Source organism: Nostoc sp. DedQUE07, assembly GCF_034530975.2.
Taxonomy (GTDB): Bacteria; Cyanobacteriota; Cyanobacteriia; order Cyanobacteriales; family Nostocaceae; genus Nostoc.
In genome coordinates this window covers 123,258-139,005 of the sequence record NZ_JAVRCC020000006.1, presented here as the reverse complement: position 1 = coordinate 139,005, position 15,748 = coordinate 123,258, and the positions used below count along the sequence as shown (strand labels likewise).

The window sequence follows — 15,748 nt, the reverse complement described above, 5'->3', positions numbered from 1 at the left end:
CATACCAAAAATCCTTAATCCAAGCGTATTGAGTTAAATATGGAACAGCTTGTCTCTTCTAACTTATTATCGGTGCTTGTGCTGCTCTAATAGCTGTTGCGCTCTTGGCTTGTAAATTAAATAGAACAAAGCCTCAAGATAACGCAACAAATCTTCCCGATTTTCCATAGAGGTAAAGTTCCAGAAGCCATAAATCCGTGCTAATGATAACAGCTTGCTAGTGTGAATTTTCCAAGTATAGGTGCTGTAAACTCGGTCAATTCCTCGCTGAGAAATTTCACTCCAATAGTTAGGATTTTGTTCGCATTTAGTGATGAAGTCAACAATTTTGGTGGCTGTCTCTTCTAAATTCGTTGGGTTAATCAAAAAGCCATTCACCTTATCTTGAATAATCTCCAGTGGCCCGCCAAACTGTGTGGCAAGAGTTGGCAATCCTGAAACCATCGCCTCTAAAATTGTTAAACCAAAAGCTTCAAATAAAGCTGGTTGGACAAAAATCCCCTGACGATCGGCAATGACTCGATAAATTTCACCAGAATCAGTTTTAGAGAGGCGCACACCCAACCAACGAATTTTCCCGTGGAGATTGTACTGGTCAATTATTTGGTAAAGTTTGATAATTTCGCTGCGTTCTTCGTTATCATCTGATTCTTCGACGCGTAACTTACCCGCGACTAAAATTAAGTTGCAATGCTCTTGTAATTCTTTACTTTGACCATAACATTCAGCTAAACCTGTGAGGTTTTTGATGTGGTCAAGACGCGCCATTGAGAAGAGAGGGCGCTTGTTAGGATCGTCGAGTTTGCCAAAGATTTGCGTGGGATCTTCCAGAGTAAAAAGCATTTCTGCAAGGCGTTGGCGATCGCTCTCTACTCGGTCTTTAATCCGCGTGTAAGGGAAGTAATTATTTTCATTTACTCCAGGCGGTACAACATTAAATTTGGGACTAAATAATTCAATGCCATTGGTAACATGATACAACTCCGGCATGGTGAAGCACTTATATGACTCGTATTGTCCCACACTATCCGGTGTTCCGACAATTTCCTGGTAGGTGCTGCTAATCACAAAATTGGCAGCATTCATGGCAATCAAGTCAGCTGTGAATTGCAATGAAAAGTGATATTTATCTTCTAATTCTTGCCAGTAGAGGTTACTGAACAAGTATTTAGATTTCTCCAAAGCATGGGCAACATTGCATTGAGTAACTTTCAGCCGTCGCGCCAGCAAGAATGCTACTAAATTTCCATCAGTATAGTTTCCAACTATTAAGTCAGGTGTGCCGTGAAATTCTGCTCGTAGTTCTCTTTCGGAATCAATGGCGAAAGTTTCTAGATAAGGCCAAAACTCAAACCGGGAAATCCAATTTTGAGTCATGTTAGGATTAAATTCCCGTAAAGGCACTCGCAAAATCCAGGCATTTTCGCTACCGTGAACTTTTTCTAGCCGTTGATTACAAAGGGTGCCATCACTATTGGGAATCAAGCGGGTGAGAATAATTACCTTTGGCTCGACATTCAATTTCTCTAAACCCGCAAGCAGGACATCTTCTTGTAACTGCTTCTCTAGGCTTTTTGCCTGGTCAAGGACGTAAACTACCTGACCGCCGGTATCGGGACGCCCTAAAACTCCCTCTTGCCCAAACCAACCGTGAGCTGATACCAAGACGATTCTAAAAATCATCGGGACACGAGAAATGAATGCTTCTAAAGTCTGAGGATCGGCAGAATCAATCAATTCATCGAGAATACTTAAAGTTTCCCGCACTCGCGCTGCGGTGTTACCCCAACCTGGCTCAAAACCCATTGACTGCAATTGGAAGCGGAATTGTTCGTAGGGTTCATCTTCGGGGCGGTTATCAACAAAACCGATCGCTTTCTTAACTTGCTCGGAAAGTTGCTGCTGTGATTGAATGCGATCGTTGAGTAGCAGTTGCACACCGTTGTAGTGGTGCAGGCGCAAGAAATTCAATAAGCTGTCGAGCAATTGTTTGGAGTCTTGAAATATTTTGCTGGATAGATAGCGGTTGAGAAATTGTACCCCTTTACCAATATTTTTGGGGTCGCGGATGATTGGGGTGTAGTCATAAAACGGGCCGAAGTCCAATTCTAGCAGGTCGCCTTCGTTGGGATGATATTTGTTTACTAAGCGATCGCGCAGATCCAACAAATCCTGCACCGTCATCGGCTGAATGCTTAAGTCTGATGTCAGCCAGTAAACTTCTTGGCTGGCAATCTTAGAACGGATGATGAAACAGAAGTTTGAGTCCTCTTGAATTATTTCCTGAGTATAGTAAATGAGTTTTCCCAACTCAGAAGAAGTGTAAAAAGTCTCAGGTTTCTGAGACTTGGAGCAATACTCACTATATACATTCAGTATGTCGTTCCGTAGTAAGTACTTCTTTTCTTTTTGGCGTAATTCACTAAGAAAAGAACGTAAATCACTTCTTTCTTCACTATCTAAGACTGCTTGAAGCAATTCAGACATAGCAACTCCACTAAATGACGATGTTTGCATTGTTAACTTTCTAGGCAAGACAAATAAGCCTCCACCTTTTGTTAGACATATATAAACACGAAACAACACAGATAAATTATATTTACCTGTGTACATACAAGTATCAACTTTTTAGCAGACACTTAAAGCGTGTTCTTCTTTACCTAAAGTATCTATGACTCAGTATTTTTGGATCTCACTAAAGGAATACAATTTTTATTTCTTTTGATAGAGGTTACTAAATAACTGCATAATAATATTTGGGGCAAAAATGATCGCACCCTCAATTGCTTAATGTAATCTTTACTATATCATTTATTTGCGTATATTTTGATTATCAGCACATCTAGAAGGAAAAGATTTAACTAAGTAAGTTGGCACAATAAAACCAAACTGTGTGAAGAAAAATAAATAAGGCTCAAACCCTTTTTCTTCTTGCTCCTTGCTCCCTGCCCTCTGCTTTATCCCAACGATAATTATTTAAGCCGACCTAATTATCAAGCTTTATAAGACTTTTAAATCAATATTTTTTAATTATTTCAGAGTGCTAATATTCATTGTTATAGTGCGTATAAATAATTTATTCTGCAACTTTCAGTATTAGCGATATTGTGCTAATTTTGAGAATAAGTAATTGTGCCGCTATTATCTCTTTGTCAAAAAAATATAGAATAATTTAGAATAATTAGTATATTTATTCATCAAATGTTCTTCTGATTTTTTAACTATTTTAAATTTTGAATTCTGAACTCTGAATTCTATTGTAAGTCTGCATTTCGACGACGATCGCCACCAAAGTTTCTGGCTCGATGGGTTTGGCGATATGACGTTGAAATCCGGCGGCGATCGCTTGCTGCCGATCGAGTTCTCCGGCATAAGCTGTTAAAGCAATAGCGGGAATTTGTCCCCCTTGCTCAAGCCCAAGGGTACGAATTTGTCGCATCAGCATATAGCCATCCATCTCTGGCATCCCAATGTCACTGATGATGATGTTGGGAATGGATTGAGCGATCGCTTGCAGCGCCTCAGTCCCAGATCCAACAGCAGTGACGATCGCCCCATCTTGTTCTAAAACAAAAGCGATGAAGTCTCGCGAGTCCGTTTCATCATCGACGACTAAAATCTGAATGCCGTTCAAATCACCCTCCTGAACGGGCGATCGCTCTAAGGTTGGTGCTTGAGTTAACTGAGGTGCAAGTGGAATTTTAACCGTAAATGTCGCTCCTAGCCCAACACCTGGACTTTCTGCTGTTACGGTTCCACCATGCATTTCCACAATTTGGCGCACAATCGCCAATCCCAACCCTAGTCCGCCGAATTTGCGGGTGGTTGCACTATCTTCTTGCCGGAAATGCTCAAACACGTAGGGCAAAAAGTCGCCACTAATTCCTTTTCCAGTATCGGTGATTTGAATTTGGGCGCGATTTTCAGCTTGAGATAGGGCAATCGTGACTTGTCCCCCATTATGTGTAAACTTAACGGCATTCGACAGCAGATTCCATACGACTTGTTGCAATCGCCCTGCATCCCCGACTACCACGCCCAGAACGGGCGAGACGATAGTCTGAATTTGGATTGACTTGGCTTCAGCGGCTAACCGAACTGTTTCCAGCGCGGCCCAAATCACTGTATTGAGGTCAATGGGTGAGGTTGATAAGCTCATTTTGCCGCGCAAAATCCGGGAAATGTCCAGCAAGTCATCAATGAGTTGCACTTGAAGCTGGGCGTTGCGCTCAATCGTGGCGATCGCAGCATTCGTTTTTTGGGCATCTAGCTTTCCTTGCTGCAACAGTTTTGACCATCCCAGAATTGGATTCATCGGCGTTCTCAGTTCATGGGAAAGAACTGCCAAGAACTCATCTTTAATGCGATTACTTCGATCTAACGCTTCGGCTCGTGCCTGTAGCTCTGCAATTAGACGCGATCGCTCTAAGGCAACAGCTAGTTGATTGGCTACTGTTTGCATGAGGTCGAGTTCGTCTGGCGTAAAGCGATCGCGTTGACGAGTTCCCAGTCCCAGGGTGCCTAAGACGCGTTCGCCCACGATTAACGGATGACTAGCATAAGCTCTGATGCCGCTTGAATGATGAACTGGAATAGGAAGTCGATCGGTGGTTGAGAGGGCATTTTCAACGATAGCTGGCTGGCGATGTTGCACCGCATAACCACATACACCCTGCCCTAACTCCAAAAATTTAGCGGATAAAGCAATGTCTTCTGAGATACCCCCATAGGTATTAAGTTGAAGGCGTTGCTGGTCTTCTTGAAACAAGTAATTAAAATAAACTTCCAGTCCCAAATAAGTCGAAATTTTTTCAAACAAACTCGCTAAAAACATCTTGGGATCTTCGTTGAGCAACAGATCGTTGGCAACTTCTGAAAGCAGCTTCAGACGTTCGTTGCTTGCTTTCACAGTCGCTTCGATTTGCTTGCGATCGGTAATATCTCGCGTCACACCTGCCACCGCTTCTACCATCCCATTTACGTCCAAAAGTGGGACAAAAATGTATTCATAGGCACGCGTGCCGAATGCACTTGTATACGGCGTTTCATCTTTGAGCGGTTGGCGCGTCTCGATGACTTGCTGAATCTGTCTTTGGAGTGTGGTTGCTAAATCGGTTGGATAATCCAGGTCAAAAAAGTTTTTGCCAAGGGCTTGGGCCGAAGTTTTCTGTAAGAGGTCAAGCAACGGCTGATTGACGTAAGTGAACCTTCCAGACAAATCGAATGTGTAAATAAAATCAGTTACGGAAGAGGCGATCGCGTCGAATTTTCGCAGTTGTCGTTCGAGTTCGGCAGAAATCTGTTGCCAAGCGGATTCGGCTTGTTTGCGTTCGGTAATGTCTGCTAATGCTCCAGGAAAAGCAATCGGTCTGCCATCAGCAGCATATTCAACTCGGCCGCGTGCGGCAAGCCAGCGCTCCTCGCCTCTTGCCGTATAAACGCGGTACTCACTAAAATATTCTTCCCCGGTTACAATCGCCTGATTAATTGCAGCGACCGTTCGTGGGCGGTCTTCTTCGTGCATTGCTTGGACAAACAGTTCAATCGGCAAACCTGTTGTTGCTTCCACAGGGTCAACCCCAAACAAGCGAGCAAAGGCTGCATTCACGATTACTAGATTCTCAGAAATCTTCCACCGCCATGTGTAAATGGCTCCTGCTGCTAAAGCGGACTCCAATTGCACGTGGGTTTCCCGTAAGTCAGCTTCGGCTTGTTTGCGATCGCTAATATCGATGGAAATCCCGATCATGTGTTCCGGATTTCCCGCCTCGTCGTCAATTATATGCCCCCGAACCAGCACCCAGTGCGTGCTGCCATCATCCCAAACAGTGCGATACTCCACCTCATAATTGCTGCTGTTGGTAATCGAGTCTTGAATTGCCGCCTGTACCCAAGTCCGATCTTCTGGATGAATCCGCTCCATTAAAACTTTGTGCGAGAAATCAGTATTAATCGGCAGACCATAGTTGACTTTGCACTGGTCAGAAGTAGACAGAACATTGGTCTTAATATCAAGTTGCCAAGAGCCGAGTTTGCTTGTCTCCAGAGCAAGTTTAAGCTGCTGTTCGCTGGCTTGCAGCGTCTGAGCCGCTTGTTTGCGGATATCTATCAGTTTTAAAGTTGACTCAACACGAGCCAGTAGTTCGCGAGCCGAAAACGGTTTGATTAAATAATCATCGGCTCCCGCTGCCAGCCCTTCTACACGAGCCTCTTCACCCGCCCGCGCTGACAGCAAAATCACGGGCAATTCTCTGGTTTGGGGGTCAGCCCGCAGTTGATGTAGCAACTCATACCCACCCAGCCCCGGCATCATCACATCACTGAGAATCAAATCCGGGTGCTGTGCCTGGATTGCAGCCAAAGCCGCCATTCCATCAGCGACTGCCTCAACCTCATACCGTTGACTCAACAATCGCCGCATATAATCGCGCATATCGGCGTTGTCATCTGCTAAGAGGATACGGGCAGAAGCAGTAGAGGGGAAAAACACTCTATTAAAACTACCTTCTTTCTCCGTATCTCCTCTGCGCCCCTGCCCCCCTGCCCCCCTGCTCCTCTGCCCCCCTGCTGCTTCCAAAAGCCAGCGCGAAGCTTCTTCAAGGTATGGCGTGGCGCTGAGTGTGTTTGATGCCACAGTCCCAGGGGCATTTAACCGTTCTTGTGGTAAATGCGCGCACCCAGTTGGAATCGAAACTGTAAATCGGCTACCCTGTCCTAAGACGCTGGTAACGCTGATAGAACCGCCATGCAACTTCACCAGTTCTTGCACGAGCGATAAGCCAATTCCAGAGCCTTCAAAACTTCGTCCCTGTAACCCTTTGACTTGATAAAACCGTTCAAACAGATGCGAAATTTCAGTTTCTGGAATGCCACTTCCAGTATCTTCAACGATTAAATTAACAGTATTGCGATCGCGCTGCAATCGAACGGTGATGGTTCCCGTCAACGTAAACTTAAAGGCATTCGATAATAAATTAAATACTATTTTCTCCCACATTTGGCGATCGATATAGATTGCCTCTGGCAAGGTCGGACAGTCGATCGCGAACTCCAGACCAGCCTGTTTCATGAGCGAGCAAAACATACTAGCTAGCTCTGTTGTGAATGCGGCTAAGTCAATTGGTTGATATGATGCTTGCATTCGCCCCGCTTCCAGCCGCGAAAAATCAAGCAGCGTGTTGACTAATTTCAGCAACCGGAGTCCGCTTCGCTGCACGAGTTCAAGGCGATCGCGCTGTTGGGGCACTAATGGGGTTTGAGTGTCGAGTAACAAGTCTTCGAGCGGACTCAACATCAGTGTTAAAGGCGTGCGAAACTCATGGGAGATATTGCTGAAAAAAACGGTTTTGGCGCGATCGAGTTCTGACAATGCCTCATTCGCCGCTTGCAGTTGTTCGTTGACCTCTCGTAACTCCTGCACTCTAGTATAAATTTCCATCTCCATTTGGTCGGTGCGAGTCTGGAGTGATTTATTCAACTGACGCTGTTCGTTTCGCTGCTGCTGCACCCGCATAAATTCGGTGACATCTTCGGCTCGATGAATAATGTGCGTCATTTCACCATTTTCATCAAAGACTGGCGAGTTGGTTGGTGTCCAGTACCGCTCCTCAAAGCCACCGCCTTCTGATTCCGGGCGGCGAATGTCATACTTCTGCACTGCCATTGTCTGAGGCTGGCGATACTTGAGTACGTTTTCTAACGAGGCACGTAAATTCCGAACTCCAGTAGCATTTGGATCGTCGGGATTATCCGGAAAAACCTCGAATAAATGGCGACCAACGACCTCTTCTCGTTTGGTCTTGGTCGCCCGAAAGTAAGCATCACTTCCGGCGACAATCACTAAGTCGAGTGAGTAGACGATATACAATCCTGGTATTGATTCAAACAATGTTTGAAAATTCAGCATCCCTTCTTTTGAGCAGTATTAACTTCTTGGCTTAAAAAGCTATTAAAACAAACAGCAGTCCAATTAAAGGGTGCTGCAAAGCCTAAATTTATAGCTTCAACAGTCCAGAGCTTGGGTTTAAGAGGACAGAGGTTTGCAGAAGCAGAATTACGATGAAATCGAGGCACTCACTATATAGTAAAAGAATAAAATAATTAAAAGTGATATTACTTGCCTCGATCGCATCAGCCCAAAAGGATATAAGGCATTGCATACCTAAATTTAATTTAGCAAGTAATTTTGCTTATATACATAAACTTATTTAATAAGATAATCTAATGAATTATTATAGACTTGCAATCCTTGCAAGTCTATAAACTTATGAGATGACAATTGTTGGTAAAGTGATGCTTATGATTGTTCGCACCATACAACACACCTTTAATAGGAGTATAGCTATAAATATGAAATTATGTAGGGCGAACGATGGGACTCGAACCCACGAATGGTGGTACCACAAACCACTGCCTTAACCACTTGGCTACGCTCGCCATTCAACAATTTGAATTATAGCAACAATTTGGCAAGCGATCAAGAGTTTTTCTTCAAGGAACGGACTTAGTTGATTTAGAGTCTCCAGAATCTAACAATTACAATGAATTTTACTTGGCAAATATGAAACCATTGACCATCATCGCGTATACTGGAGCAGCAGTAGGACTTGCCGCCTTGGGTGTGACAATGGCGAAAACCAATCCCAGTCAAGTTGAATATGAAGAATATGCAGTTCAACGGCTGACAAAATACTTAAAAACCGATGTATGTAATAAAACTACGAATATTCTTGAAAATTTAATCCGTTTTAATTGCGATAAGTTAGTTGACTCGGCTAACCCACAAATCCAAGAAATTATTGCCAAGACCACAGAAAGGCAAGATTTCGTGATTTTTAGCATTTACCGTACAGATTTAAAAATAAACTCTTGGATACCTTCGTACAAATTTGAAACGGTAGGAGCTTTCGATCAATTTTATACTTACACTGCCGAAGAACAATAAGAGAAGGAGTAGGGGAGAATATAAAAGTGGTTAAGAATACTTCTATTTAATAATTAATAATAGTTTCAATAATTACCAGAGTACTTATTATCCCCGGCTTAATCTTAAATAAAAATAGTAACTAAGAATTCAATTACCGATGTCATCTGCCTATCTACTACTATCTCACGGAAGCCGCGACCCGCGCCCAGAAATTGCTATGCAACAACTAGCTAGGCTGGTGTGTCACAAATTGTCAAAAAACCATAACTCAGTACATAGCGAACATTTAGTTGGCATCGCTGCTTTAGAAATGAATCCTCAGCCTTTACACGAGCAGATTCAAGAATTTGCTAAAAGCGCTTTTGGCGATTGCCCACTGTCTCAAAATGAAAATCGTCTCAAAATTGTACCGCTATTTCTACTGCCGGGAGTCCATGTGATGACAGATATTCCTGCCGAAGTAGCACTCGCCCAACAGGCTGCTGGTCAAGATATCATCATTGAATTGCAACCATATTTAGGCTCTCACCCTAATTTAGAGAAATTGCTGGCAAAACAAATAGCTGCTATGAAAGCAGAAGCATGGATTCTCTTAGCTCATGGTAGCCGTCGCCCAGGTTCTAAAGAAACTGTGGAAGCAATAGCGGCGAGTTTGCCAGCCGTGGCTGCTTATTGGGCTGGGCCTCCTAGTTTAGAATCACGGGTGAAAGAATTGGTGGATGCTGGTTATCGGGAAATTGCAATTTTGCCATACTTTTTATTCGCTGGTGGAATAACCGATGCGATCGCCACCTCAATAGAGGAACTAAAATTACAATTTTCTGCGGTGAATTTCCAATTGGCAGAGCCACTGGGAGCAAGTGCAGAATTAGCCGAGCTAATTTGGGATTTAATAGATAGATGAACCGCACAATGACACAAAGAAACAAGTATTTAGGAAAGGTTTATTTAGTCGGTGCAGGGCCAGGAGATCCAGGACTAATTACCTTGAAGGCAAAAGGTTTGTTGGAATGTGCAGATGTAGTCATCTACGATGCCTTGGTGAGTCCGGCAATTTTGGCAATGATTAATCCCCAAGCCGAGCAAATTAATGCTGGTAAACGTGCTGGGAGACATTCGTTGTTGCAGTCAGAAACAACTCAATTGCTGATTGATAAAGCGCAGGATAGTGCAATTGTAGTGCGGCTCAAGGGTGGCGATCCCTTTATCTTTGGTCGCGGTGGCGAAGAGATGGAAGAATTAGTCAAAGCTGGAATATCAACGGAAGTTGTGCCAGGTATCACTTCGGGAATTGCAGCAGCAGCTTATGCAGGTATTCCTTTGACGCATCGGCTATATAGTTCATCGGTGACATTTGTAACTGGTCATGAAGCAGCGGGTAAGTATAGACCGCAAGTAAATTGGAGTGCGATCGCTCACGGTTCCGAAACCATTGTAATTTATATGGGAATTCACAATCTGCCTTATATTGTGGAAGAATTAATTACGGCTGGGTTGAATTTAGAAACACCGATTGCTTTGGTGCGCTGGGGTACGCGCCCAGAACAAGAAGAATTAATTGGGACATTAGAAACAATAGTCACACAGGTAGAGCAAACTGGATTTGGTGCGCCTGCGATCGCAGTTATTGGACAAGTAGTAAAGATGCACAGTATTTTATCTGGCTGTCGTCCAGTTTGATAGTTGGCGCAAAGCTTATTGTTTCGTATTCTCCGATAACTTTAGTGTACGATCGATAAGGTTGTTCGGTTCTGGTGGGAGTCAGCTACCAGAGGTAACGGGGAAAGTTCGGTGCAAATCCGGCACTGTCCCGCAACTGTGAACCAATTTGAGATTAAAGAAAATCTCAAGTTGAGTGAGTCAGGATGCCCGCCGAAATCGATTTATTAGTTTCACATATCTGCGAGGTACAGATGACTACTACTGTAAATATTTCCCCAACTAATCCTTTGGATGTTGCTGAACATACTTTATTTGTTTGCAAAACCTGTGCCAGTGTTTGGCAAAATGGAAAACGCTTAGGTGAAAGTGGTGGTGAAAAACTTTTACACCAACTTCAGCAGTTGGCACAAGATTGGGAGTTACGAGATGAATTCCCGATTCAGGAAGTTGAATGTATGAGTGCTTGTAATCGTTCTTGCGTGGTCGCCTTTAGTGCCAAAGGCAAATTAACATATTTATTTGGTGATTTAGCCGTTGATGGGAGTGCCTCTGCGGTGCTGGAATGTGCTAGTCAATACTATGCTAAAGCAGATGGTTTGCTGCCTTGGTCAGAGCGTCCAGAAGCAATGAAAAAGGGGATTTTAGCAAAGATTCCACCTTTATCTAAATGATGCGCGTTTTGATTCTGGGTGGGACGGGCGATGCAGCAGAATTAGCTGCCAAAGTTACGACTATCCAAGGGTTAGAAGTAATCACCTCTCTAGCTGGCCGCACCCGCGAACCGTCAGTACCGTTGGGCGATTTACGGGTTGGAGGCTTCGGGGGTGCGGCTGGATTGGCTAGCTATCTGCGAGTCATGCAAATCGACTTATTAATTGATGCAACCCATCCTTTCGCTAGTCAGATTTCCTTCAATGCGGCAGATGCGGCAACGGAAGTTGCAGTACCCCGTTTGATGTTAATCCGTCCGCCTTGGGAAAAAGAAAGTGGCGATCGCTGGATTGAAGTTGACAGCGTTGCAGCCGCAGCAATAGCCCTGCAAAATCAGTCACAGCGAGTGTTTTTGACAGTTGGTAGACAGGAACTCGCCGCTTTTGCTCATTTAGAGAAAATTTGGTTTTTGATGCGGATGATTGACCCTCCTGGCGAAGATGCTTTAGTACCGCCGGGGATGGTATTGTGCGATCGCGGCCCTTTTACCCTCAATAATGAAAGAAAAATTCTGATTGAGAATAACATTGATACCATCGTCAGTAAAAATAGCGGTGGCGATGCCACAAAGCCCAAGATTATTGCCGCGCGAGAACTGGGCGTAAAGGTTGTGATGGTAAATCGTCCAGCGATACCGCCAGGGGAGCAGGTTAATAATGTTGATGCTGCTTTGGCCTGGTTATTAGGTCGCTGCTGAGGAAATAGCCAAGATTGATAATACTATCTTTCCTTCCGTATAATACACGGGAACCTTCTACAAGATCCGCGATCGCAGTAACGACTTCCATGAAAAATCTAGCTTTATCTGCCATAGCCCTCGTCACCACATCTGGATTAGTTTTCGGGACAATGCCAGCTGCTTCTGCTTTAAGTTGGAGTTGGAATTATTCTGGTACTGGCATAGAGGCGAATGGTACTTTCACTACTAATGACACCCCAAACGATTTGGGTTTTTACTCAATTACTGGAATTACTGGTACGCGAAATGGTGAAACAATTACTGGTCTGCAACCCGCTGGAACTCCAATCCCAGGAAACGAACCTTTTAATGTTGATAATTTAATTAGTCTTAATACTCAGCAGTTAACAGGTGATGGTTTTGGATATTCCACTTCGGGAGGAAACTATTCTAGTCCATTTTTTGCGAGTTTTTTGCCGACACCAGGTTATTTAGAGGTATTTTCTGCGCCGCCAATCATACCAGGTTTTGAAAATTTAGGATTGGAAGATAGTGAGTTACCTATTAGTTTTTCTGCAACTATAGTCACTGTTTCTGAACCCACTTCTATCCTTAGCCTGCTCATTCTAGGTACTCTTGTTGGCGCACCTTCATTACTCAAAGGCCACAATCTATCCAAAATTACTCAGAAGAAGCTCGAAAAAGTTTCCTAAAACCATTAATAACAATTCAAAATTGTACCTTTACAGGGATCTTGCTACGCGTTTAGATGGCGAGCAAGACTTCGGCGTGAGCGCTCAGTCGAACGCTGCCCACCCCACAATATTGGATAATTTTTTCTTGGAGTTCCCTTAACAATACAAGCCGATGTATTAACAATGCAAGGTATGGTCAAATTTAATTCGCGATGAATTAATGAAATACTGTACTAAGTGTTGACGTTCGGTCTTAAACCCTTTATTTTGCAATAAAACTTGCGATCGCTCTATAGGCTCTTGGAGACATACAGATTAAAGTAATATAGCAACGGTGGTATCATTGCATCCAAATGATACCGTAATTTTGTCTAGATATAGAATTCTATCGCCCTGTTGACGATAGATTATTTCTAAAAGGAGTTTGCTGCAATGTCCACAACACCAACTACTCGATTAATTTTAGAGACTTTACTTCCCCATCTCAAGGTAGCAGCAGCCTATGCCCATTTTCTACAACCAAAAATTGCTGCACTTCCCGCTAAAGAAGAAGCAAATAACTTTTTTAGTGCTGCACTTACTGATGCGGATGTGGCTATTCAAAATTTAGTAGAAGTAGTATTACTAGGAACTTTTCCAGATATTCGCTTTTATGGTGAAGAATATGAAAGTTCTAATAATACCAAATATTTTCGCGCTATCGAACTTGGTTCAGAAGGTGATTACTTAGTAACACTTGACCCGATTGATGGTACGAAGTTTTATATGGATGGACATTCTAATTACCAAATTATTCTCAGTATTCTAAATGCGGATGACTTTGAAGCAGTAATTGCCATTTCTCCTGCCCAAAACGTTTATTTTTACGCCCTTCGAGGTGAAGGTGCTTTTAAAGGCACGCTAGACATGAACTTAGAAGCCTGTGCCCCATTAGATATAAGATCCGCCAAACCTGCTATTTTATTGGGATGGGGTATGAATGCGATCGCACCCTTACTAAAAAATCGATATCAAGTAATCGATATAGCGACTGATTACTCTAGTGATATTCAAATTCCAAATCTCAATGGTATTCTCAGTGGTGACTTGAGTGGAGCAATCATCAAGTCGGGCAAATTTCTTGATAGTGCTGCACTTGCTTTTATTGCAAAAGAGGCTGGCTGGATTGTAACTACTGTGGACGGTTCGACTTTACCGCCATTGCATACTTGTAAAAACTATAGTATGCCTGGATTGATCGTAGCTGCCTCAAAATCTATTCATCAAGACCTATTAGAAGCAATGCAAAGCGTAGCTGCTTGAGGGTTAATCAATATCGGTTTGGAGATGATTTTTCGTGGTTGTTTATTTCAAGTCTTATAGAGCCGTAACATTTACAGCAGCCGGCCCTTTTGAACCATCTTAAATCTCAATTTCAACATTTTGACCCTCAGCTAGTAGCGGTGTAATGAAGCCAAATCCTTTGGACTCATTAAACCTTTTTACTTGTCCTTTAATGAGAGCGCCGCCTACAATTGCCGCTACTTCCAAATCATCAAGTTCCTCAATTTCTGATGCTTGCAAATTTTTAATTTCTATTGTTTTCATATTTACTAATCTTAATATCAGTTCAATAATAGGCTAACAACAAGCAATAAGAAAATCAACAAAAACAGTAAAATATCCTACCTTTCCCACTTTCCCTACATTGTATGGCCTATCCCCACACACAATTATCATTATCACAAAAACTATTTTGAGTATTTTAATTGATTGACAAAAGGTGCTTTATCTTAACCTTTCACTGATGGGTACTGTTATATTCACAGGTTAATGTTGAAGGTAAGCTAGTCCAAGGTATTCGGTTTAGATCGCAAACGACTGGATACCATCTTCCACAACTTAATATTTCTTTTGACAAAATGAAAATCTGTATTGTTGGCGCAGGTGCGATTGGTGGATATTTAGGGGCGAAATTGGCACTGGCAGGTGAAGAAGTGACATTAATTGCGCGTGGTTCTCATTTGGAGGCAATTCAAAAAAATGGGCTGAAGTTGTTTATGGCAGATGGTTCTAGCCAAATTGCTACTCCATTTCTGGCAACTAGCGATATTCAGTCAGCTGGGCCACAGGATGTCGTAATTTTAACTGTGAAGGCTCACAGTGTTCCTGCGATCGCACCTTTCCTCCCGGCACTCTACGATGCTCACACGATGGTGGTGACAGCCCAAAATGGCGTTCCTTGGTGGTACTTTCGTCAGCATGGCGGTGAATATGAAGGTACGCGAATTAAATCTGTCGATCCAGATGGGATTATTGAAACTAGTATCGGTGCTGAACGCGCTATTGGTTGTGTGGTTTACCCGGCAACTGAGATAATTGAACCAGGTGTAATTAAACATATTGAAGGCGATCGCTTTACTCTGGGTGAAATCGACGGTAGTAAAAGCGATCGCATTCAATTATTGGCACAAACTTTAAAACAGGCAGGATTCAAAGCACCAATCCGCAATCAAATTCGCACGGAAATTTGGATCAAATTGTGGGGAAATGTAGCGTTTAATCCCATCAGTGCCTTAACTGGTGCGACTCTAGAGGATATTTGTCGCTATCCCCTCACCCGCGAACTAGCGCGACAAATGATGAGTGAAACTCAAGCGATCGCCGAAAACTTAGGTATAAAATTTGGCATAACTTTAGAACAGCGAATTAATGGTGCAGAAAACGTTGGTGCCCATAAAACCTCAATGCTACAAGATATCGAAGCCGGACGCGCTACCGAAATAGACGCGATCGTTGGTGCGGTGGCAGAATTGGGAAAACTTACTCAAATTCCCACACCTTATATTGATGCGATTTATGCCAGCGTTAAGTTGCTGGAGGCGACTAAAGTCAGAATTTGACAGTCCCAAAGTTTTCATGGGATTAAGGGACTTCCAAGTAATAAAATATCACAATATTTCTTGTGGGATGGGCATCTTGCCCGTCCTGTGAATTGGGCGCTCATGTTGCCCACCCTACAAGATTGAATAATTTATTTATTAGAGTTCCCTAAGCAGAGGCTTTACTATGCATTAATTAAGGCTTGCAAGTCGA

General features: G+C 43.1%; 11 protein-coding genes, 1 tRNA gene and 1 riboswitch. Of the genes, 8 read left to right on the top strand and 4 right to left on the bottom strand.

Features of this window, described 5'->3' with window-relative positions; all coding sequences use genetic code 11:
* Window positions 1-66: 66 nt before the first annotated feature.
* From RMZ95_RS07135 to RMZ95_RS07125, 3 genes are all read right to left on the bottom strand, one after another.
* Complete coding sequence (locus RMZ95_RS07135) at window positions 67-2,487, bottom strand: sucrose synthase (protein WP_322684397.1); 2,421 nt, start codon at window positions 2,485-2,487, stop codon at window positions 67-69.
* Window positions 2,488-3,226: 739 nt separating this feature from the next.
* Complete coding sequence (locus tag RMZ95_RS07130; RefSeq protein ID WP_322684396.1) at window positions 3,227-7,906, bottom strand: ATP-binding protein; 4,680 nt, start codon at window positions 7,904-7,906, stop codon at window positions 3,227-3,229.
* A 457-nt stretch (window positions 7,907-8,363) separates the two neighbouring features.
* Window positions 8,364-8,436, bottom strand: a tRNA-His gene (locus RMZ95_RS07125).
* A 124-nt stretch (window positions 8,437-8,560) separates the two neighbouring features.
* On the opposite strand from RMZ95_RS07125, the gene RMZ95_RS07120 reads away from it, so the two are divergent.
* From RMZ95_RS07120 to RMZ95_RS07090, 7 genes are all read left to right on the top strand, one after another.
* Entirely contained in the window at window positions 8,561-8,944 is a 384-nt protein-coding gene (locus tag RMZ95_RS07120) for a DUF4359 domain-containing protein (RefSeq protein WP_322674766.1), read from the top strand.
* Window positions 8,945-9,083: 139 nt separating this feature from the next.
* The gene (locus RMZ95_RS07115; RefSeq protein WP_322684395.1) at window positions 9,084-9,830 is read left to right on the top strand and encodes a sirohydrochlorin chelatase; all 747 of its coding nucleotides are present in this window, start codon (window positions 9,084-9,086) and stop codon (window positions 9,828-9,830) included.
* Window positions 9,827-10,606: a uroporphyrinogen-III C-methyltransferase gene (cobA, locus tag RMZ95_RS07110; protein WP_322674764.1), complete on the top strand. Its 780-nt coding sequence runs from the start codon at window positions 9,827-9,829 to the stop codon at window positions 10,604-10,606. The genes RMZ95_RS07115 and cobA overlap by 4 nt, the downstream gene beginning before the upstream one ends.
* A gap of 49 nt (window positions 10,607-10,655) precedes the next feature.
* A riboswitch (cobalamin riboswitch) is annotated at window positions 10,656-10,818 on the top strand.
* Window positions 10,819-10,839: 21 nt separating this feature from the next.
* A complete protein-coding gene (locus RMZ95_RS07105; protein WP_322684473.1) occupies window positions 10,840-11,259 on the top strand; it encodes a DUF1636 family protein in 420 nt (139 codons plus the stop codon).
* Window positions 11,259-11,996, top strand: coding sequence for a cobalt-precorrin-6A reductase (locus RMZ95_RS07100; protein ID WP_322684472.1), 738 nt, complete (start codon window positions 11,259-11,261; stop codon window positions 11,994-11,996). The genes RMZ95_RS07105 and RMZ95_RS07100 overlap by 1 nt, the downstream gene beginning before the upstream one ends.
* 89 nt (window positions 11,997-12,085) lie before the next feature.
* The gene (locus RMZ95_RS07095; RefSeq protein ID WP_322684394.1) at window positions 12,086-12,691 is read left to right on the top strand and encodes a PEP-CTERM sorting domain-containing protein; all 606 of its coding nucleotides are present in this window, start codon (window positions 12,086-12,088) and stop codon (window positions 12,689-12,691) included.
* A gap of 414 nt (window positions 12,692-13,105) precedes the next feature.
* Window positions 13,106-13,975: an inositol monophosphatase family protein gene (locus RMZ95_RS07090; RefSeq protein WP_322684393.1), complete on the top strand. Its 870-nt coding sequence runs from the start codon at window positions 13,106-13,108 to the stop codon at window positions 13,973-13,975.
* Between the two features lie 99 nt (window positions 13,976-14,074).
* Here RMZ95_RS07090 and RMZ95_RS07085 read toward each other — a convergent pair whose 3' ends face one another.
* A complete protein-coding gene (locus RMZ95_RS07085) occupies window positions 14,075-14,260 on the bottom strand; it encodes a hypothetical protein (RefSeq protein WP_409882188.1) in 186 nt (61 codons plus the stop codon).
* Window positions 14,261-14,574: 314 nt separating this feature from the next.
* Here RMZ95_RS07085 and RMZ95_RS07080 point away from each other — a divergent pair, with 314 nt between their 5' ends.
* Window positions 14,575-15,555, top strand: a complete 981-nt coding sequence (locus RMZ95_RS07080; protein WP_322684392.1) for a 2-dehydropantoate 2-reductase — start codon at window positions 14,575-14,577, stop codon at window positions 15,553-15,555.
* The last annotated feature ends 193 nt before the right edge of the window (window positions 15,556-15,748 follow it).